At 68.2% G+C, this 18,738-nt stretch carries 18 protein-coding genes; 9 read left to right on the plus strand and 9 right to left on the minus strand.

The annotated features are described in order from the left end of the window. The first annotated feature begins 4 nt into the window (after positions 1 to 4). A complete protein-coding gene (locus tag E2F48_RS02575; RefSeq protein ID WP_281274782.1) occupies positions 5 to 967 on the plus strand; it encodes an aldo/keto reductase in 963 nt (320 codons plus the stop codon). 121 nt (positions 968 to 1,088) lie between these two features. On the opposite strand, the gene E2F48_RS02580 is transcribed toward E2F48_RS02575, so the two are convergent. The 6 genes from E2F48_RS02580 to E2F48_RS02600 all read right to left on the minus strand — a co-directional run bounded on the left by E2F48_RS02580 (position 1,089) and on the right by E2F48_RS02600 (position 8,113). Next, on the minus strand, positions 1,089 to 2,366 hold the full coding sequence (locus tag E2F48_RS02580; RefSeq protein WP_165968668.1) for an alpha/beta hydrolase: 1,278 nt from the start codon (positions 2,364 to 2,366) through the stop codon (positions 1,089 to 1,091). An 88-nt stretch (positions 2,367 to 2,454) separates the two neighbouring features. Further along, on the minus strand, positions 2,455 to 2,994 hold the full coding sequence (locus E2F48_RS02585; protein WP_133402421.1) for a helix-turn-helix domain-containing protein: 540 nt from the start codon (positions 2,992 to 2,994) through the stop codon (positions 2,455 to 2,457). Between the two features lie 376 nt (positions 2,995 to 3,370). After that, complete coding sequence (locus tag E2F48_RS17235; RefSeq protein ID WP_165968669.1) at positions 3,371 to 3,541, minus strand: hypothetical protein; 171 nt, start codon at positions 3,539 to 3,541, stop codon at positions 3,371 to 3,373. Positions 3,542 to 3,711: 170 nt separating this feature from the next. Continuing rightward, a complete protein-coding gene (locus E2F48_RS02590) occupies positions 3,712 to 6,093 on the minus strand; it encodes an ATP-binding cassette domain-containing protein (RefSeq protein ID WP_133402422.1) in 2,382 nt (793 codons plus the stop codon). 149 nt (positions 6,094 to 6,242) lie between these two features. Further along, positions 6,243 to 7,268, minus strand: a complete 1,026-nt coding sequence (locus tag E2F48_RS02595) for a zinc-dependent alcohol dehydrogenase family protein (protein WP_133402423.1) — start codon at positions 7,266 to 7,268, stop codon at positions 6,243 to 6,245. Positions 7,269 to 7,543: 275 nt separating this feature from the next. Continuing rightward, positions 7,544 to 8,113 (minus strand): hypothetical protein, encoded by a 570-nt coding sequence (locus E2F48_RS02600; RefSeq protein WP_133402424.1) that lies wholly within the window; start codon positions 8,111 to 8,113, stop codon positions 7,544 to 7,546. A gap of 271 nt (positions 8,114 to 8,384) precedes the next feature. Between E2F48_RS02600 and E2F48_RS02605 the strand changes: the two genes are divergently transcribed. The 4 genes from E2F48_RS02605 (at position 8,385) to E2F48_RS02620 (ending at position 11,898) form a co-directional block, all read left to right on the plus strand. After that, on the plus strand, positions 8,385 to 9,710 hold the full coding sequence (locus tag E2F48_RS02605) for an amino acid permease (RefSeq protein ID WP_246018487.1): 1,326 nt from the start codon (positions 8,385 to 8,387) through the stop codon (positions 9,708 to 9,710). Positions 9,711 to 9,805: 95 nt separating this feature from the next. Further along, on the plus strand, positions 9,806 to 10,378 hold the full coding sequence (locus E2F48_RS02610; protein ID WP_133402425.1) for a dienelactone hydrolase family protein: 573 nt from the start codon (positions 9,806 to 9,808) through the stop codon (positions 10,376 to 10,378). Positions 10,379 to 10,591: 213 nt separating this feature from the next. Beyond that, a complete protein-coding gene (locus E2F48_RS02615) occupies positions 10,592 to 11,227 on the plus strand; it encodes an AAA family ATPase (RefSeq protein ID WP_133402426.1) in 636 nt (211 codons plus the stop codon). 20 nt (positions 11,228 to 11,247) lie between these two features. Continuing rightward, positions 11,248 to 11,898: a peptide deformylase gene (locus E2F48_RS02620; RefSeq protein WP_133402427.1), complete on the plus strand. Its 651-nt coding sequence runs from the start codon at positions 11,248 to 11,250 to the stop codon at positions 11,896 to 11,898. A gap of 24 nt (positions 11,899 to 11,922) precedes the next feature. On the opposite strand, the gene E2F48_RS02625 is transcribed toward E2F48_RS02620, so the two are convergent. After that, the gene (locus E2F48_RS02625; protein ID WP_133402428.1) at positions 11,923 to 13,959 is read right to left on the minus strand and encodes a S9 family peptidase; all 2,037 of its coding nucleotides are present in this window, start codon (positions 13,957 to 13,959) and stop codon (positions 11,923 to 11,925) included. Between the two features lie 47 nt (positions 13,960 to 14,006). Between E2F48_RS02625 and E2F48_RS02630 the strand changes: the two genes are divergently transcribed. Next, positions 14,007 to 14,876, plus strand: coding sequence for a putative RNA methyltransferase (locus E2F48_RS02630; protein WP_133402429.1), 870 nt, complete (start codon positions 14,007 to 14,009; stop codon positions 14,874 to 14,876). Here the strand turns inward: E2F48_RS02630 and yczE are convergent. Then, positions 14,873 to 15,502, minus strand: coding sequence for a membrane protein YczE (yczE, locus tag E2F48_RS02635; RefSeq protein ID WP_133402704.1), 630 nt, complete (start codon positions 15,500 to 15,502; stop codon positions 14,873 to 14,875). The two genes, E2F48_RS02630 and yczE, sit on opposite strands and share 4 nt — an antisense overlap. Before the next feature lie 162 nt (positions 15,503 to 15,664). Here yczE and E2F48_RS02640 point away from each other — a divergent pair, with 162 nt between their 5' ends. The 3 genes from E2F48_RS02640 to E2F48_RS02650 all read left to right on the plus strand — a co-directional run bounded on the left by E2F48_RS02640 (position 15,665) and on the right by E2F48_RS02650 (position 17,678). Then, positions 15,665 to 16,144 (plus strand): NfeD family protein, encoded by a 480-nt coding sequence (locus E2F48_RS02640; RefSeq protein WP_133402430.1) that lies wholly within the window; start codon positions 15,665 to 15,667, stop codon positions 16,142 to 16,144. A gap of 52 nt (positions 16,145 to 16,196) precedes the next feature. Beyond that, positions 16,197 to 17,141 carry an SPFH domain-containing protein gene (locus tag E2F48_RS02645; protein WP_133402431.1) on the plus strand — a complete coding sequence of 315 codons (945 nt, stop codon included), beginning with the start codon at positions 16,197 to 16,199 and terminating at the stop codon, positions 17,139 to 17,141. A gap of 189 nt (positions 17,142 to 17,330) precedes the next feature. Further along, entirely contained in the window at positions 17,331 to 17,678 is a 348-nt protein-coding gene (locus tag E2F48_RS02650) for an RNA polymerase-binding protein RbpA (RefSeq protein WP_120168085.1), read from the plus strand. A gap of 95 nt (positions 17,679 to 17,773) precedes the next feature. Here the strand turns inward: E2F48_RS02650 and E2F48_RS02655 are convergent, their stop codons facing one another. After that, positions 17,774 to 18,502, minus strand: coding sequence for a polyprenol monophosphomannose synthase (locus E2F48_RS02655; RefSeq protein WP_133402432.1), 729 nt, complete (start codon positions 18,500 to 18,502; stop codon positions 17,774 to 17,776). Between the last annotated feature and the right edge of the window lie 236 nt (positions 18,503 to 18,738).

Here is an 18,738-nt window from a genome sequence, read left to right on the forward strand (position 1 = left end):
GCGCATGACGACGCAGACAGCACACCAGACCAGCAGGCTCCTCTTCGGCGCCATGGGCCTCGGCGGAAACTGGACGGATGAGCCTTACGGGGAATCGGATATCGATCAGGCGGAGACCGCCATAAGGGCCGCGGCGGAGGCCGGCATCACGGTGTTTGATCACGCAGACATCTACCGCCGCGGCAAGTCCGAAGCCGTTTTCGGCGAAGTCATACGCAGAAACCCCGGCCTGCTAAACGGGGCGACGGTGCAGACCAAATGCGGCATCGTCCTGCCTTCCGGCGACCGGGGCGGATACTACGACCTCAGCGGCGAAAGCGTCTTGGCCGGCCTCGAGGGATCCCTCCAGCGGCTGCAGCTTGAGGCCGTCGATATTCTGCTGCTGCACCGCCCCGACCCGCTGCTCGACCCCCGGACCCTGAAGCCGGCGCTTCACCACCTCCTGCAGGAGGGGAAAATCAGGGCGCTCGGCGTCTCGAACATGTCGGCCGCGCAGATGGATTACCTGCAGACCGAACTGGACATCCCGATCGCTGTAAATCAGCTCGAGATGAGTTTGTCCAAGCGCGACTGGGTGGAAAGCACAGTGCTGGTGAACCATCCCGCCGGCGCGGGAACCAACTTTCCGCACGGAACAATCGAATGGTGCCGGCGTAACGGCACACGGCTCCAGGCCTGGGGCGCCTTGGCACAGGGCCTGTACTCACAGCCCCGGGAATCGCACACACCGGCCGAAGGGCACGCAACGGATCTCGTGCGGCAGCTAGCCGCCGAGCGCAGCACCAGCCCCGAGGCAATCGTCCTCGCGTGGCTCCTGAAGCACCCTGCCCGCATCGAGGCCGTGATCGGATCGACCAATCCGGAACGGATTCGGGCGTCGGCTGACGCTTCACGACAGGCTGAGCTGATGACGACCAGCGAATGGTATGCGCTGTGGACCGCTGCCCGGGGAACCCCCCTCCCATAGCTCCACCGACCTCCGGCAGGCGATGTCCCGGCAGCCGGCAGGGGAGTGGCGAGCCAGACCGTACCCGGCTCCATTCCATGCTGATTGAGCCGTCGGTGGAATGGGCACTGCTGCGGTTGCGTCAAACCCTGGTTGTGGATCGGGCAAGAATCCAGTCGCCCACGGTGTCGACCACCTGCTTGTCCGTATCCTGCTTGAGGAGTTTTTTGTAGGAGGCGAAGCTCGCAGGCTTTGGGTCGGACCGGAGCAGATGCGTGAGATCCGCGGGCCGCTGGGTTTCGACCGGGCCGCTGACGGACTCCGCGATGATCTTCAAATCATCAGGATTCACCTGAAGATCTTTCCCGCCGGTGATCGCCAGAACCGGCGCCGTAATACGGCGGAGGAGCGTTGCCGGGTCGAAGTCGAGCAGGTCACGCTGCCAGCGCGCATTGATGGTCCGGCCCTGAATGCGCACTGTATCCGTGTCGGTGGAGCGCAGCTTTGCCACTGACTTCCGCTGCTGCTTGGCGAGATCGATGCGGAGCAGTTTGATGATGGCGCCCGCGACCGGTGGCAAAGCCCGCGCCACCTGATGGGTCTGCCATTCCATGGCTTCCGCACCAGTGGTCCCGGGGGAAGCCAGGAGGATGACACCGGCCAACCGGTCGTCATCGGCGGCCAGGAGTTGGGCGATCATTGCGCCTTCGCTGTGTCCAACAAGGAAGGTCGGCAGCCCGGCCGTCGGAGTTGAGCTACGGAGCCATTGGAGCGCCGCTGAGGCATCGGCGTGGTTTTCGGCGAACCCTGTGTGGAGGTAGGAACCGGAGGAGCGCCCGACGCCGCGCTTGTCGTAACGCACCGAGGCGATGCCCCGCGCGGCAAGGGCATGAGCGAGGTGGCGGCTGGCCGAGAGGGGGAACCGGCGGTGGTCGGCGTCGCGGTTGATGTCTCCGGATCCGGGCAGCAGCAGTACCTGGGCCACGGTTGGTCCGGCCGGCTGCGTGTAGGTTCCGGCCAGAACCACGTCACCGGAGGCGAACGTGACGTCTGATTCCAGATGTTCGATGTTGGGAGCGACGGCAAGCAGTTCGACCGCGAGTTCAGGTGCGGTGTCGGTTCCGACGACCAGGCCGGAGTAGGCTTCCCCGTGCAGTCCCAGCACGATCGCCCGTTCATTGTTTCTCGCAGCGACCAGCAGTTTGCGCCCACGGGACCTCCACGTGCCTACTCGGACGAGGCGGGGAATGGCCAGCCCCGGCGCACGGATTCCCTTAGCGGCCGCGAAAGGGTCATCTGTTACGGCGATCGACGTGATTGACGCGATGGGCACAACGATGTCGTTGACCAGGCCGAGGACCTTGTCTGCTGTGTCGAAAGCCAGAATGAGGGTGTCGGTGCCGAGAGTTAGCGATGCCACGTGGCGTTCTCCTAGGTGAGCACTCCGGGCCATCCGGATACGCTAACGTTATCAAACGTGATAATGATGTCAATATGGAGAACGCTCGCTATGCGGAGGGCATGACAATCGACGTGATGAGGCGGCGTGTGCGCTCCGGAGATGCTGGATTGTCCGCATATGGGAGGATCGCGCTCCGGAAACCTTCGGCCAGCTTTCCAAACTCCTCATCGGTGAGCCAAACAGCGGTTTGCCGGTAGCCCACGCCGTCCCGGACAAGGTCTACGCCGTCGGCTTGCTCCACATAGCGGTCGAAGTTCCTGAGAAGGCCGGCCACGAATGAGGTGAAGGCTTGTCTGTGCTGTTCTTCCGTCATCGAGTTCAGCTCTTCGGGGGAGAGCTCGCTGGCTTCAATCCGCAGGGCGTACGTCCGCTCAACCGCCCCCCGAATGCGCTGCTGGCCTACGACCTCGAGGATTCCCGCCTGTGTGAGCGTGGAGATGTGGCGATAGAGGGTGGCCGGCGTAACCTCTGGTAGTTCTTCGGCAATCTGGGCGGTCGTTAGTCGACGTCCACCCAGGAGACCCTGGATGATGCCTAATCGGACGGGGTGGAGAACCATGTCCGCGGTGTTGGAGGGCTTATTCATAGCGTAATGCTTTCATACCTGCGAATAGTCGCAAGCTCCGCAGCCGGGGACATTCAACTTCGCGTGCCATGGGCTGAAACTGGACGACGTCCGGTCGTCGGGGGAGCCTCTTCTGTTGGTGAGTTGACATAATGTAGATTATCGGCGAACTAGTTCTACTGCAGAAGGGGCTCAGAATCCACGGCACTGCGCGGTACGCCGCGGGAGGCGGACACCGTTTTCTTCAGCACGGTTCCTAGTCCCGGAGGTTGTCCATCAGATAGCCGGCGCCCCATTCCTGGAGCTGGCCGGCGCTCCAGCCGGGTGCCGCGTTCATAGCGCAGCCACGAGGGACTGGCCGCGGTGTCGGACTGCCCGGTTTCCGCCGTCCGCACTGTCAATAAACTGTTTCACCCAGCGCCAGAGCGGGAATCAGGCTTTCAACCTTCCCGTCAAGGTCCACGGAATCCACTGAGCGCCCGGCCAGGAGCTGGGTGAGATGCTCCAGCGCCTGCGGCCGCTCGTCGAGGAACTCGGCCAGCGCCGCGGCCGCCTCCTGCTTCTTCATCTTCGCCTAAGACCTCATGGACAAGGGATAACACAGGTGGTGCTACTCCCCCGGCACCGCAGGTCGCGTCCGGTCCCCCGGGTCGTCCCGCGCCGCCTGCCACGAGGGCGATTTCGAGTCTTACCTCCTGACGCCCGCCCGGTGGCGGCGTCGCGGCGGAGGATCTCCGCTCAGGCGCCGACGTAGGCCGCCAGATGCTCGCCGGTGAGGGTCGGGCGCCGGGCGACGAGGTCCGCCGGCGTGCCCTCGAAGACAATCCGGCCGCCGTCGTGCCCGGCGCCCGGACCGAGGTCGATGATCCAGTCGGCATGGGCCATGACCGCCTGGTGATGCTCGATGACGATGACCGACTTGCCGGAATCGACAAGCCGGTCCAGAAGGCCCAGCAGGTTCTCGACGTCGGCCAAGTGAAGGCCGGTGGTCGGCTCGTCGAGGACGTAGATCCCGCCCTTGTCGGCCATCTGGGTGGCCAGCTTGAGCCGCTGCCGCTCGCCGCCCGAGAGCGTGGTGAGCGGCTGGCCCAGGCTGAGGTAGCCCAGGCCGACGTCGGCGAGCCGGGAAAGGATCGCGTGAGCGGCCGGTGTGCGCGCCTCCCCGGCGCCGAAGAACTCCGCGGCCTCGCTCACCGGCATGGCCAGCACCTCGCTGATGTTCTTCCCTCCGAGGTGGTATTCGAGCACCGACGCCTGGAACCGCTTGCCCTCGCATTCCTCGCAGGTGGTGGCGACGCCGGCCATCATTGCCAGGTCGGTGTAGATGACTCCGGCGCCGTTGCAGGTCGGGCAGGCGCCCTCGGAATTGGCGCTGAACAGCGCGGGCTTGACCCCGTTCGCCTTGGCGAAGGCCTTGCGGATGGGTTCGAGCAGCCCGGTGTAGGTGGCGGGGTTGCTGCGCCGCGAGCCCCGGATCGCCGCCTGGTCAACGGAGACCACCCCGTCCCGCCCGGACACCGACCCGGCGATCAGCGAGCTCTTGCCCGAGCCGGCGACCCCGGTGACGACCACGAGGACCCCCAGCGGAATGTCGACGTCGACCCCGCGCAGGTTGTGCGCGGTGGCGCCCCGGATCTCCAATGCCCCGTTCGATGCCCGGACCGACTCCTTGAGGGCGGCCCGGTCGTCGAAGTGGCGGCCGGTGAGGGTGTCGCTTACCCGCAGCCCCTCCACGGTGCCCTCGAAGCAGACGTTGCCGCCCGCGGTGCCGGCGCCGGGGCCGAGGTCCACGACATGGTCGGCAACGACGATTGCCTCCGGCTTGTGCTCAACCACCAGCACGGTGTTGCCCTTGTCGCGCAGGCGCAGCAGCAGGGCGTTCATGCGCTGGATGTCGTGCGGGTGGAGTCCGATGGTCGGCTCGTCAAAGACATAGGTGACATCCGTCAGCGAGGACCCCAGGTGGCGGATCATCTTGGTCCGCTGCGACTCGCCTCCGGACAGCGTCCCGGTCGACCGGTCGAGGCTGAGGTAGCCAAGGCCGATCTCGACGAACGAGTCGAGGGTCTCCCCCAGGGCCGTCAGCAGCGGGGCCACCGAGGGCTCATCCAGCCCCCGCACCCATTCGGCGAGGTCACTGATCTGCAGGGCGCAGGCGTCGGCGATGCTGATCCCCCGGATCTTCGACGACCGGGCGGCCCCGCTGAGCCGGGTGCCGTCGCACTCTGGACAGGTGGTGAAGGTCACCGCACGGTCCACGAAGGCCCGGATGTGCGGCTGCATGGCCTCCCGGTCCTTGGCGAGCAGGGACTTCTGGATCTTCGGGATCAGGCCCTCGTACGTGAGGTTGATGTTGTCGACCTTGATCTTGGTCGGCTCCTTGTAGAGCAGGTCGTGCAGCTCGCGCTTCGTGAACTTCCGGATCGGCTTGTCCGCGTCGAAGAAACCGGAACTGCTGAAGATGCGGCCGTACCACCCGTCCACGCTGTACCCGGGGATGGTCAGTGCGCCCCCGCTGAGCGACTTGCTGTCGTCGTAGAGCTGCGTCAGGTCGAAGTCGGTGACCGATCCCATCCCCTCGCAGCGCGGGCACATACCGCCGGTGACGCTGAAGCTCCGCCGCTCCTTCATGGTCGTTCCACCGCGCTCAAGTGTCACGGCACCCGATCCGCTGATCGAGGCGACATTGAAGGAGAACGCCTGCGGCGAGCCGATGTGCGGCTGCCCGAGGCGGCTGAAGACAATGCGCAGCATCGCATTGACATCGGTGGCCGTCCCGACGGTGGAGCGGGGATTGGCGCCCATCCGCTCCTGGTCGACGATGATGGCCGTGGTCAGTCCGTCGAGCACGTCGACGTCGGGTCGGGCGAGGGTCGGCATGAACCCCTGCACGAACGCGCTGTAGGTCTCATTGATCATGCGCTGGGACTCCGCCGCAATGGTGCCGAACACCAGGGAGCTCTTGCCCGAGCCGGAAATACCTGTAAATACCGTCAGCCGGCGCTTCGGGATGTCGATGCTGAGATTCTTGAGGTTGTTCTCCCGCGCGCCCCGGACACGGATCACATCGTGGCGGTCTGCCTGGTGGAGCGGCTGCGCGTCGGTGTTCGCCATGCTCATGCTGATTCTCCGTCTGTAAAGCGGGCCGTTGGAACGGTCTCCGGCGTCGTCTGGGTCAATCTAACCAGCCTGCTGAAGTGGGCCGGGCACCACGGGCCGGCCCTGCCGACCGGTGCCGGGCGGGTCTCCCGGGCCATCGATGCACGGGGTCAGGGGCGGACGAGCACCTTGAGCGCCTCCCGCTCCGCCATGGCCCGGTAGCCTTCAGCAATATTGTCAAGTTTCACGGTGCGGTCGAACACCCGACCGGGCTGGATCCTGCCGTCGAGCACCTCCGGAAGGAGTTCCTCAATGTAGGCACGCGCCGGTGCGACGCCGCCGGTCAGGGAGACGTTCCGCATGAATACCGACGGCATCGGCACGTCCCTGTACTGAGGCACCCCGACCCGGCTGACTGAGCCGCCGTCGCGCACCGCGGCGAAGGCCGTCTCGATGGCCGGCAGGGTGCCGACGCACTCGAGGACGGCATGGGTGCCGTCTTCCCCGGTCAGTTCCTTTACCCGGGCGGCACCTTCCTCGCCCCGTTCGGACACAATCTCGGTGGCTCCAAAGTCCCTTCCCAGATCGGTCCGCGCCTGATGGCGGCCCATCAGGATAATCTGCTCGGCACCGAGCCGCTTGGCCGCGATGACGGCGGACAGCCCCACCGCTCCATCGCCGATCACGGTCACAGTGGATCCCTTCCCGACCTTCGCCGTCACCGCACTGTGATGGCCGGTGCACATCACGTCCGAAAGCGTCAGGAGCGCCGGGAGGAGGTCCGAGTCCTCGGGGACCGGCACCTTCACGAGGGTTCCGTCGGCCTGCGGAATCCGGGCCGCCTCCCCCTGGCCGGCGTCGGGATTGCCCCAGTTGCCTCCGTGCCGGCAGGAGGTCTGCAGGCCCGCCTGGCAGAAGTCGCATGTGCCGTCCGACCACACGAACGGTGCGATCACCACGTCCCCGCGCTTGACCGAGGCAACGTCGCGGCCGGCGTCCTCTACGACCCCGATGAACTCGTGCCCCATCCGGTGGCCGGCAGTATTGGGCTTCATCGAGCCGTACGGCCAGAGGTCGCTGCCGCAGATACACGAGACCAGCACGCGGACGACGGCGTCGGTGCTCTTCTCCAGGGTCGCGTCGGGAACATTCTCCACCCGGACATCTCCGGCTCCGTACATCAAGGTTGCGCGCATGGTTTCCTTTCCGGGGCTGCCCGGCGGCGGCAGCTTCCCTTTCCTGTCTGCGGGGCCCTCGGCTGCCTGCACCTGCCGGGTGCCTGTCAAAAAGTGGGGCTTCGGTGGGGCGGACGAGGAGGCGCGTGCCCTGCCGCCGGCCGGCACGGACCGGACTGCCGGGCCGCCTCCCCGAGACTACCCGGCCGAACAGGTGGGGAACAGCCCCGCCCGCCGGAGTGGGTCGGCCAATGTGCAGCTGGTTAGGCCGTCCCGCGGCAGGCGGCGGAGGACCCTCACTCGGCCCGGTACGGCGCCGCCGGTCCCGCCTTTCGGGGTTCCGCCTTTCCTGATTCGGGAAGCGGCAGGGGGAGCCGTACACCGTCGACGGGGTGGCCGGAACGCGGGCGCCAGTGGACGCGTGCACGGGCCCACGACAGCATCGCGGTCCCGCGGGCCGCAGGCAACGCCGTCAGAAGGGCGGCCGCCGCGTGCGCGTACACCATGGAGTGAAGATCCTGCCCCGGCACCACTAATGCAGTGGACTGACCGTCCGCCCCGCCGACGGCACCGTGACCGTGGGCGGGCACAACGACGGCCGATCCGCCAACGAACGCGCTGAAGGCAAAATGCAGAAGCTGCTGGGTCAGCCCGCACAGCACCAGAATCAACCCCCCGGGCAGCTGCAGCCGCGACAGCATTGAAGCCGCGAGGCCCAGCAGGGCCGTGAGGGTCAGCAGCAGGGCCAGCGCCGGCGCCTGGCTGCCGGAGGCAGCATGCGCCGCGAGCCCGGCGGCCACGGCCAACGGACCGGATAGCCACGCGAGGAAGACCGGCGCGTTCGTTCCGCTCGTGCCCACTGCCATCCCCTCCTCAACACGTCCCGGCGGGCGGGCCCGCCGGGACGTTAGAACAGCCGCGCGGGCATCCGGACCGTCCGGAGTCCCGATCCTTCCCTCCTTGCTACCGGCACCGCACGCCGGTGGCAAGTCCGGCGCCTGCGGCACCGGGCCTTGGCTCCCCCGTGACATATACGCCCCCGATGTGCCGCTGGCACCGCAGGTCGGATAGAAAGGAACGATGTCCACCCCGCCAGGAGAAGCAGCAAACCGTCAACCACTTCGGGCGACACGGCTCATGAAGCAGCGGCAGCTGACCATGATGGGCCTCGGAAGCGCCATCGGCGCGGGGCTCTTCCTCGGGTCCGGGGCCGGAGTCCAGGCAGCCGGCCCCGCCGTCCTGATCTCGTACCTCGTGGCCGGCACGCTGATCATCCTGGTGATGTGGGCCCTCGGTGAGATGGCCGCCGCCCATCCCAGCAGGGGTGCGTTCTCGGTCTACGCGGAAAAGGCGATGGGCCCGACCGTAGGGTCGACCATCGGCTGGCTGTGGTGGTTCCAGCTCGTGGTGGTGATCGCAGCCGAAGCCCTTGGCGCGGCCGCCCTGCTCTCGACGATCTGGCCGGCCCTGCCGGTCTGGGCGATGGCCCTGGTGTTCATGATCCTCTTCACGGCCATCAACCTCACCGGCGTGCGCAACTTCGGCGGGTTCGAATACTGGTTCGCAATCTTCAAGGTCGCGGCGATTGTCGTCTTCCTCGCCATCGGCGCCGCCCTAGTCCTGAACCTGCTTCCCGGGGTGCGGTCACCGGGACTGTCCAACCTCACCACCGATTTCGCCCCCGCCGGGCTCGAGGGCGTCGCTACAGCCTTGTTCATCGTCATCTTCGCCTTCGGCGGCACGGAGATCGTCAGCGTCGCCGCAGCCGAGACCGAAAACCCCTCCCGGAGCATCGGTCGGGCCGTCCGGACCGTGGTGTGGCGCATTCTCGTGTTCTATGTCGGTTCCGTCCTGGTGATCATTCTCGTGTTGCCCGCCACCTCGCCGGCATTGGCCTCGCCGTTCAACGGGGTCCTCGACGCTGCGCGGATCCCGGGGGCGGGCACCGCCATCACCATCGTGGCGGTCCTGGCGCTGCTCTCGGCCCTCAACGCGAACCTCTACGGAGCCTCGCGGATGATCTACTCCCTGGCGGAGCGCGAGCAGGCACCCCGGTACATCCAGCATCTGAGCCCTGCCCGGGTGCCACGGCGGGCGGTGACTGTTTCGGTGGTCTTCGGTTTCGCCGCAACCGTCCTCGAACTGTTGTTCCCGGAACGCATCCTGCCTGCCCTTTTTCAGCTCCTGGGGTCAACCTGCCTTGTCGTGTGGGGTTCCGCCCTCGTGTCGCAGATCATCCTTCGGCGGCGGGCGGACCGCGCCGGCACACCCCTGCCGGTGCGGATGAGGGGGTTCCCCTGGCTCACCGGCGTCGCGCTGATCATCCTGGCCGCGATCTTCGCCGTCGGGCTCAGCGCCGAAACGAGCCGCACCCAGCTGATCAGCACCGCCCTCCTCATTGCCGCAATCGCCGCCGCGAGCACCCTGTTCCGCAGGGCCCGTTCGCGCCAGCCGGCGGCCTAGGGGCAGCAGCCGTTGTGCCCGCACCGGCCTTGCCCGTCAGTAAGACACCGGCCTATAGTGGCGGATCATTCAGGCCGCCGGGCAGGAGAGCTGACATGGCCGAGATCCTTCTGTTCCACCATGCCCAGGGGATGACCGCCGGACTGAAAGAGTTTGCCGGCACCCTCCGGGCCGCGGGCCATACCGTCCACGCGCCGGACCTGTTCGACGGCCGGATCTTCGACTCCCTCGACGACGGCCTGGACTACGCAGGCACGCTGGGCTTCGACACCGTTCTGCGCCGGGGCGCCGAGGCTGCGGCCGATCTCCCTGCCGGGCTGGTCTACCTCGGCTTTTCCCTTGGGGTGATGCCGGCGCAGCGGTTGGCCCAGACCCGCGGAGGCGCCCGGGGCGCCATCCTCCTGCACTCCTGCCTCCCGGTCGGCGAGTTCGGTGGATGGCCTGCGGGGGTGCCGGTCCAGGTCCACGCCATGGAGCAGGACCCGTTCTTCGCCGGCGGGGGTGACCTCGACGCAGCCCGGGCCCTCACCAGCGCAGCGGCCGACGCCGGCCTTTTCCTCTATCCCGGCGCCGAGCACCTCTTCGCCGACAGTTCACTGCCCTCCTACGACACCGCCGCAGCCGCACTGCTCACCCGCCGGGTGCTCGGCTTCCTCGCCGTGGCCTAGACGGCAGGGGCTTTGGTGATCCGGGACTGCGGCACACGCCCGGCTGCCAGCGGCACGGAGGTCTTCAGCTCCGGAGGGCCGACCGTTGGGAGGGCCAGACGAGGTGTACCCAGCACCGGCACAGCTTCATGGCGCATCCTAGGAGGGAACACCGCGAAGAATCCGGGACGCCCGGCTCGCCATCCCCGCCCGCGCGTCCCTGAAAGGACCCCCATGATCCTGGTGCTGATCGGCATCGACGGCGCGGGAAAAACGACGGCCGCGCACGCACTGGCCGCGCACGTGCCGCCGGGCACCGACGTCCTGGTGCTGGGCAACTACTCGGGGCGGAAGACGTTGAGCCGATGGACCCGGCGGTTCGGCGTGCAGCCGCCGGCCCGGCTGATGGACGCCGCCGAGACGGTGGTGCGCCTGCTCAACGTGCTGCTGAACTCCGTGAAGGCCGCACGCTTCGACGGCCTGGTGATTATGGACCGGCACCTTCACTGCCAGCTCGCCCTCAGGGCCGCCCGGGGCCTGCACCGCGGCGCCCTCCTGCGGGTCGTGCTGAGGCTGCTGCCACGCCCCGACGCCGTCGTGCTCCTCGACCTGCCCGCCGAACAGGCCCAGCTTCGCATCGCAGCGCGCGGTACGGACAGCGAAAACCTCGACGAACTGCAGGCGTACCGCTCGGCGTACCTGGCCCAGGCGCGGGAGGCCGGGCACCCGGTGATCGACGCCGGACGGGCACCCGAGGCCGTCGTGGCGGACCTGCGGGGCGTCCTGGCCGGACTCCGCGCTGGTGCCTCCCCGGGACCGGCCGGAACGCTTTCGCCGCCGAGCGGTGCGGGACCGGAGCTCCCCGGATGAGTTCCTCGTACGATGAGTCCATGGAGACACCGTCCGCGCCCGCTGCCAGCTACTCACCCTCCCAGCTCCACGACCTGGTGCACTCAATCCTGGGCCAGGAGCTGCCGCCGATCGTCCGGGCCGGGCACCCGGTGCTGCGGATGCAGGCGCAGGCCTTCGACGGCCAGCTGGGCGACGCGGACCTCGCGGCCCTGATCACCCTGATGCGCCGGGTGATGCACCACGCCCCCGGCGTGGGACTCGCCGCTCCGCAGCTGGGTATCCCCCTGAGCATCGCCGTCGTGGAGGACAAGGGGGTGGAGGACGACGCCGTCGCCATCGAACGCGGCCGCACTCCCCTGCCGTTCTTTGCCATGATCAACCCCCGCTATTCCGCGGCGGGCGCGGCCACCGCATCCTTCTACGAGGGGTGCCTGTCGGTCCCCGGCTACCAGGCCGTGGTGGAGCGGCACCGGGAGGTCTCGCTGGAGTACACCACGCCGGACGGCCGGGGCGTGACGACCCGCCTGGGCGGCTGGCCGGCGCGCATCGTGCAGCACGAGACGGACCACCTCAACGGCATTCTGTACCTGGACCGGGCGGAGACCCGCTCCCTGGCCGACAACCTCGAGTACACGCGCCGCTGGGCCCAGCCGTCGGTGGAAGAGGCCCGCCGGGGCCTCGGCTTCTAGGACCGGGCGGCTGCTCCCGCCGGTTTACCGCTCCGGGCCCGAGTCCGCCGGCTGGTTCCGCCCGCTGGGGAGCCAGTTTGCCCACCATCGAAGGATGTGTTCGAACCGCTGGCGGCGGTGCCAGGGGGTGCCGGAGCGGGAGAGCTCGTGGTTTTCCCCCGGGAACAGGAGGAGTTCGGTCGGTACGCCCTGTTTCCTGAGCGCCGTGTAGTAGCGCTGGGCCTGCTCGACCGGGCACCGCAGGTCCTCCTCGGAATGGATCACGAAGGTCGGTGTGTTCACAGAGCCGATCTGGGCGAAGGGGTTCTGGCCCCGCACCTTCTCGGGGTCGGTGCCCGTGTACTCGTCGGAGAAGAACCAGCCGATGTCCGAGGAGCCGATGAACGACGACGGGTCGAGATATCCCCGCTCCACGATGGCGGCGGTAAACCGGTGGTCCTGGGAGATGGTCCAGGCGGTGAGGTAGCCGCCGTAGGAGCCGCCCATAATGCCGACCCGGCTGCCGTCCATCGCGGCGTACTTGCCGAGGGCGCCCTCGAGGAACGCCAGGACGTCCTGGAGGTCGAGGGTCCCCATCGCCTCCTTGATGACCCGCCCGTGTTCCTGCCCGTATCCGGCCGACCCCCGCGGATTGCACATCAGCACGGCGTAGCCGGCGCGGGCGTAAACCTGGGCTTCGTCGAAGTAGCCCCAGCCGTACTGGGAGAAGGGGCCCCCGTGGATATTCAGCAGCACCGGGTGGGGGCCCTCCCCCTCGGGCAGGATCACCCACCCGTGCACCTGGGCCCCATCGGGCGCCGGGAAGATCTCTTCAACCGCGGGTGAGACCGTCGTGGCGCCGCGCAGTTCGGCGGAGAAATCGGTGAGGGGCCGCAGCCCGTCCGGGTCCACCAGCGCCGCATCGCCGGCCGTGCCGGGGCCCGTGTAGCTTACGAGGACGCGGCCGTCGGCGGAGGCAGCGCCGGTCACCACGACCGGTCCATCGACGAGGGTGGAGGCCGTGCCGTCCGCGCCGACCTCAAGCAGCCCGCAGGCGCCACGGGTGCGGTGAATGACCAGGACCGACGAGTCCCCGTGCGGGACCACCTCGAGGACTTCGCCGAGGTCAACGGTCTCGGCGTCCGTCAGCCGGCGGGCTTCCCCCGGTGAGTCCATCGGAGCGGCATACAGTCCGGTATTGCGCGCCACGAAGTCGAGGCCGGTGGCGGAGAGCTCACCGGCGAGGTAGAAGAGCCATCGGCCGTCCCTGCTCTGGACCGGCGCCGCGCAGTCGAGCCGCCGGGCCGCTGAGAGCCCCGACAGCTGCTCCCTGCCGGTGCCGTCCCGGCGGACCGAATACACCTCGCTGGACAGGGTCGAATCGGCGTCCGGGCTGAGGGCGGCGGTGAACAGGATCCGGGTGCCGTCGGCGGTGAACCGGGGGCTGTTGTGGTCCGCCGGGTCCGAGGTGAGCTGGACGGGCCCGGGCAGAGGGCCGGGACGGTCCGCACCCGCGTCCCTGGCGGCCCGGCCCACGGGCTCGATGAAGGGTTCTGCCTCGAGGCTTGGGACATCGACCAGGAAGAGCTGGGCGCGCTTGTCGGCCGTGTAGCCGAGCCCGTTGGCGCGGTACTGGAAGGTGGTGATCCGCCGCGGGTCCTCGGCCGAAGCGCCGACTCCCTCGACGGTGCCGTAGCGGCCGGCCTCGGGCACGCGGGCGACGAACACGATCGACCGCGAATCGGGGGCGAAGCGGAAGTCCTCAACGCCGAGGGGCTGGTCGGTGACCTGCAACGGCTCACCGCCGCGGGCGTCCATGAGGTGCAGCTGCGGCTTATCGCCCGGACGGGACCGCAGGAAGCCCAGCAGCGAGCCGTCCGGAGAGAACTGGGGGGCGGTGTCGCGGAAGCCGCGGCTGAGGCGGCGGTGCGAGCCCGACTCCGTCTGCAGTTCCCACAACTGGCCCACGTACGCGTCGGCGTCGAAATCGGGGCGGGTTACGGCGAACACCGCCCGTCCGCCGTCGGGATGGAGCGTCGGGGTGCCGACGGAGTGCAGGAGGTTCAGCTGATCAGGTTCCATCAACCCGAGACTAATGCGTCGAAGTCCGCTCCGCCTAGGATGGTGGGATGCCCGCCGCGCCCGAGACCCTGCTCCTGTGCCCCGTGTGCGGATCCTTCCTCCGGCCGGACGGGCGCGGCCTTGCCTGCGCTTCAGGGCACCGGTTCGACGCCGCCCGGCAGGGCTATGTCAACCTGCTGACCGGCAGGGGGACGCCGTTCGAAGCCGACAGCGCCGCGATGGTCGAGGCGCGGGCGAGGTTCCTCGCCGCTGGACACTACGCGCCCCTGAGGGACGCGATCGCCGGGGCGGCACAGCGGCACGCGCCCGAACCCGGCGTGATCGTTGACGCCGGCGCCGGGACCGGCTACTACCTGCGCGGCCTGGCCGACCGCTTCCCCGGAGCGCTGCCGGTCGCACTCGATATCTCGAAGTTCGCGTTGCGCAGGGCCGCCCGCGAGCTGCCCGGCGGCATCGCGCTCGTGTGGGACCTGTGGCGGCCGCTCCCCCTGTCCTCAGGCAGCGCGGACCTGCTCCTCAATATCTTCGCGCCCCGCAATGTCGACGAGTTCGTCCGTGTGCTCTCCCCGGGAGGGCTGCTGGTGGTGGCGACACCGCTGCCCGGTCACCTTGGCGAGGCCGCCCGACTGGTCCCGATGCTCGAGGTCCCGGCCGATAAGGCACAGGACCTCGCCGGGTCCCTGGAGGGGCGCCTGACCGAAGTGGAGCGCCGGGAGGTCGTCCATGAGATGCGGCTGTCCCCGGAGGAGCTCGCGGACGTGGCCGCCATGGGCCCGGCGGCACGCCACCTCGAACCCCGGCAGCTTGCGGCCCTGCTCGAGGGGCTGGACCGGGAGGTCCCGGTGACCGCCCGCTTCACCGTCCAGGCGTTCCGCCACTCCTCACCGGCCCAGCGGACCGCCGGGCCCGCCCGCTAGGCCTTCCCACCGGAGCTGCCGCGCAGTGGAACATGAAGCGCCCGCAGGGCCTGTTGCACGAGCGGACCGATGGCCAACGCGAAAACGACGGTGCCGAGCCCCACGACGCCGCCCAGCAGGAACCCCACGACGACGACCGCGAGTTCGATCGATCCCCGGACCGTCCACACGGGCCAGCCCGTCAGTCGGACCAGGCCGGTCATCAGGCCGTCCCGGGGGCCGGGCCCCATACCTGCGCCGATATACAGCGCCGTCGCAACGGCGAGCAGCACCAGGCCGGCGGTGAACATGAGCCCCTGAAGGACCAGATGGTCCGGAGCGGTGAGCAGCCGGAGGACGACGTCGGCGGCAAGGCCAACGAGGACCGTATTGGCGATCGTCCCCCAGCCGGGACGCTGGCGGATGGGAATCCACAGCAGCAGCACCCCGATGCTGATCACCACGGTCGCGATACCGAAACTCAGGCCCGTGCTCCGTGCGAGTCCCTGCCCGAAGACATCCCAGGGCGAGGCGCCCAGGTTTGCACGGACCATGAGCGCGATCGAGGCACCGTAAAGGAACAATCCGAGGTACAGCCGGAGGTGGCGCAGCAGCAGGTTTGGAGAGGTGAGGAGGCGAAGGAGCACGTTCAAGTGTCCCACCGCGCCCGCCAACACTCTCAAATCGATAACGACCGGACCGCGCGGGGCTCCGGGCCTAGGTATTGCCCGCCCACTTTGGCACAATGAGCAGCACATCCGACAGCAGCCCTGCCGCCGGAGCCGCCCGCCGTTCCGGGAGGGGAAGCGATGTTTGGTTGGCTGGTGGAGAACCCCTGGATTCTCTGGCTCGTCCTGTTCCTCGGTCTCGCTGCGGTCGAGACGCTCACGCTGGACCTGATGTTCCTCATGCTGTCGGTCGGGGCGCTCGCGGCCCTGATCGCCACCTTCGTAACCGGTTCCTTCTTCCTGCAGGGCCTGGCGTTCTGCGTCGTGGCGCTCATGATGGTCCTGCTGGTCCGCCCCATCGCCCTGAGGCACCTTCGGGCAGCCACCGGTGACCAGCGCTCCAACATCGAGCGCCTCATCGGCGAACCGGCGCTCGCCCTCGAGACCGTCACCTCCTCGTCCGGGACCGTCAAGATCGGCGGGGACACCTGGTCCGCCCGCACCCTGGACGGGATCTCGGTGCCCGCCGGTGCGCGGCTCGCCGTGGCGCGCATCGAAGGGGCCACCGCCGTCGTGGAGCCGGCGGCGGAGAGCCCCGATTCGAACGCCGACCACCTGTAATCTTCAAGCGGGCCCACCGCGGTCCCGCAGTCCACTCGATCAAAGGGGATCCATGAACGGCGACACCGGGACCATCGGACTGACAATCATCCTGATCGTCCTTGTCCTTTTCGTTCTCATCGTGCTGGTGAAATCGGTGCGGATCATCCCGCAGGCCCGGGCGGGAGTGGTGGAGCGACTCGGCAAGTACCAGCGCACCCTGCTGCCGGGACTGACCATCCTGATTCCCTTCGTTGACCGGCTGCTGCCACTGCTCGACCTGCGGGAACAGGTCGTTTCCTTTCCTCCGCAGCCGGTGATCACGGAGGACAACCTGGTGGTCTCCATCGACACCGTCGTGTACTTCCAGGTGACCGATGCGCGGGCGGCGACTTACGAGATCGCGAACTACATTCAGGCGGTCGAACAGCTGACCACGACCACCCTGCGCAACGTCGTCGGCGGGCTGAACCTCGAGCAGGCGCTGACCTCCCGGGACCAGATCAACGGGCAGCTGCGTGGCGTCCTCGATGAGGCGACGGGCAAGTGGGGCATCCGGGTGTCACGGGTTGAGCTGAAGGCCATCGATCCGCCCCACTCCATCCAGGATTCAATGGAGAAGCAAATGCGGGCCGAGCGCGACCGCCGCGCCGCGATCCTCACCGCCGAGGGCACGAAGCAGTCCGCGATCCTCACCGCCGAAGGTCAGCGGCAGGCCGCCATCCTGGCCGCGGAGGGCGACGCGAAGGCGGCGATCCTGCGCGCCGACGGCGAGGCCCAGGCCATCCAGAAGGTGTTCGATGCGATCCACCTGGGCAACCCGACACCGAAGCTGCTCGCCTACCAGTACCTGCAGACCCTGCCGAAGCTCGCCGATGGTTCCTCCAACAAGCTGTGGATCATCCCCAGCGAGATCGGTGACGCGCTGAAGGGACTTGGCAGCGTTCTCGGAACGACGACGTCGGACTCCCCCAACGGCCAGGCGGCCGACCAAAATGCGCAGATACGTGACGCCTGACGCAGGATCCGGGTATAGTTGGTGGTTTGCCGGAATTTCTCATCCCCGGCAGGAACATTCCCGCTTGATGCGGAGTTATACAGTATGCGTACTATCTCGGCCTCATGCTGCCTTCACCGGCGGTCGGGCCGTGGTGCACGCAGATCGGTGCCGGCCCAGCCGGAAGCCACTCGTTGAGTAGGAGAAAATATGAGCGATCGCAGCCTGCGCGGAATGCGCCTCGGAGCGCAAAGCATGGAAACCGAATCGGGCGTGGAGCCCGCTCCGCGCCAACGGGTTGAGTACCGCTGCGAGGACGGGGAGCGCGTCTTCGTGACGTTCGCCGCCGAAGCGGAAATCCCACCGGTGTGGGTTTCCAAGACCGGCAAGGAAGCGCTCCTGGTGGACGGGGAGCGCCCCGACACCTCTAACGACAAGCCGGTGCGTACGCACTGGGACATGCTGCTTGAGCGCCGCTCCGTCGACGAACTCGAGCAGATCCTCCAGGACCGCCTGACGATCCTGCGTGAGCGCCGCGGCGAACGCCGGTCCGCCTAACGCCGGTCCGTCCAACGCCAGGGTCCTTCCCGGCCGATGCCGGTGACGCCACCTTCGGGTGGGGTCACCGGCATTTTTTGTGCCCGGGCGACGGCCTAGCCGTCGCGGCGGGTCAGCTTCCGCCACCGGGCCGCCAGGCCCCACCGAGTGACGTTGACAATCGCCTCAAGCACGATATTGCCGCTCATCTTCGAGGCGCCCAGCTCCCGCTCCACGAACGTGATGGGCACCTCGGCGATCCGCAGGCCGAGGCGGGCCACCCGAAACGTCATGTCCACCTGGAAGCCGTACCCGACCGAGTCGACCGCCGACAGGTCGAGCTTCTCAAGGGTTCCGCGGCGGAAGGCCCGGAAGCCGGCGGTGATGTCCCGCACGGAGAGGCCGAGCATGAGGCGGGAGTAGGTGCTGCCCGCCCGGGACAGGAGCTTGCGGTGTGCCGGCCAGTTGACGACGCTGCCGCCGGGAACCCAGCGCGAACCGATCACCAGGTCAGCACCGTCGACGGCGTCGAGCAGGCTCTGCAGCTGCTCCGGCCGGTGGGAGCCATCGGCGTCCATCTCGACCAGGACGTCATAGCCGCGTTCGAGGCCCCAGCGGAACCCTGCGATGTAGGCCGCCCCCAGCCCCACCTTGCCGGTGCGGTGCAGCACGAACACCTGGGGATCCGCCGCCGCCGCCTCATCCGCGAGACCTCCGGTGCCGTCCGGGCTGTTGTCGTCCACGATCAGCACGTCGGAGGCGGGCACTGCCTCCCGTAGCCGTCCCAGTGTCAGCGGGAGGGATTCGATCTCGTTGAAGGTTGGAATGATGGTGAGAACGCGCAAGCGAGGGGGGCCTTTCCGGGGGGAGACGCAGGACCGCTGGTGCCTGCCAGGTCAAACGGCAAGTATAGGCGACCGACCTGTACGGCCCGGCGGGCGGAGGCTGCGCGGAGCCCCTTCCATCGAGCAGGCCCGCCCGCCTTCGTACCAGAAACGGTGAACCGGATCTGTTCTCTGATGGCGTGCGGGCCTGCTCTTGATGAATGCCGTCACCGCCCCACCAATGCGGCGGTTGAGCC

Source organism: Arthrobacter crusticola, from assembly GCF_004357995.1.
Classification (GTDB): Bacteria; Actinomycetota; Actinomycetes; order Actinomycetales; family Micrococcaceae; genus Arthrobacter_D; species Arthrobacter_D crusticola.

What these genes read in the sequence shown, in the direction of transcription:
- E2F48_RS02595 (WP_133402423.1), bottom strand. Translation starts at nt 7,268, where the DNA reads ATGCGCGCAACCTTGATGTACGGAGCCGGAGATGTCCGGGTGGAGAAT.
- E2F48_RS02575 (WP_281274782.1), top strand. Translation starts at nt 5, where the DNA reads ATGACGACGCAGACAGCACACCAGACCAGCAGGCTCCTCTTCGGCGCC.
- E2F48_RS02600 (WP_133402424.1), bottom strand. Translation starts at nt 8,113, where the DNA reads ATGGCAGTGGGCACGAGCGGAACGAACGCGCCGGTCTTCCTCGCGTGG.
- E2F48_RS02645 (WP_133402431.1), top strand. Translation starts at nt 16,197, where the DNA reads ATGAACGGCGACACCGGGACCATCGGACTGACAATCATCCTGATCGTC.
- E2F48_RS02620 (WP_133402427.1), top strand. Translation starts at nt 11,248, where the DNA reads ATGGAGACACCGTCCGCGCCCGCTGCCAGCTACTCACCCTCCCAGCTC.
- E2F48_RS02585 (WP_133402421.1), bottom strand. Translation starts at nt 2,994, where the DNA reads ATGAATAAGCCCTCCAACACCGCGGACATGGTTCTCCACCCCGTCCGA.
- E2F48_RS02615 (WP_133402426.1), top strand. Translation starts at nt 10,592, where the DNA reads ATGATCCTGGTGCTGATCGGCATCGACGGCGCGGGAAAAACGACGGCC.
- E2F48_RS02650 (WP_120168085.1), top strand. Translation starts at nt 17,331, where the DNA reads ATGAGCGATCGCAGCCTGCGCGGAATGCGCCTCGGAGCGCAAAGCATG.
- E2F48_RS02610 (WP_133402425.1), top strand. Translation starts at nt 9,806, where the DNA reads ATGGCCGAGATCCTTCTGTTCCACCATGCCCAGGGGATGACCGCCGGA.
- E2F48_RS02625 (WP_133402428.1), bottom strand. Translation starts at nt 13,959, where the DNA reads ATGGAACCTGATCAGCTGAACCTCCTGCACTCCGTCGGCACCCCGACG.
- E2F48_RS02640 (WP_133402430.1), top strand. Translation starts at nt 15,665, where the DNA reads ATGTTTGGTTGGCTGGTGGAGAACCCCTGGATTCTCTGGCTCGTCCTG.
- E2F48_RS02590 (WP_133402422.1), bottom strand. Translation starts at nt 6,093, where the DNA reads ATGAGCATGGCGAACACCGACGCGCAGCCGCTCCACCAGGCAGACCGC.
- E2F48_RS02605 (WP_246018487.1), top strand. Translation starts at nt 8,385, where the DNA reads ATGAAGCAGCGGCAGCTGACCATGATGGGCCTCGGAAGCGCCATCGGC.
- E2F48_RS02630 (WP_133402429.1), top strand. Translation starts at nt 14,007, where the DNA reads ATGCCCGCCGCGCCCGAGACCCTGCTCCTGTGCCCCGTGTGCGGATCC.
- E2F48_RS17235 (WP_165968669.1), bottom strand. Translation starts at nt 3,541, where the DNA reads ATGAAGAAGCAGGAGGCGGCCGCGGCGCTGGCCGAGTTCCTCGACGAG.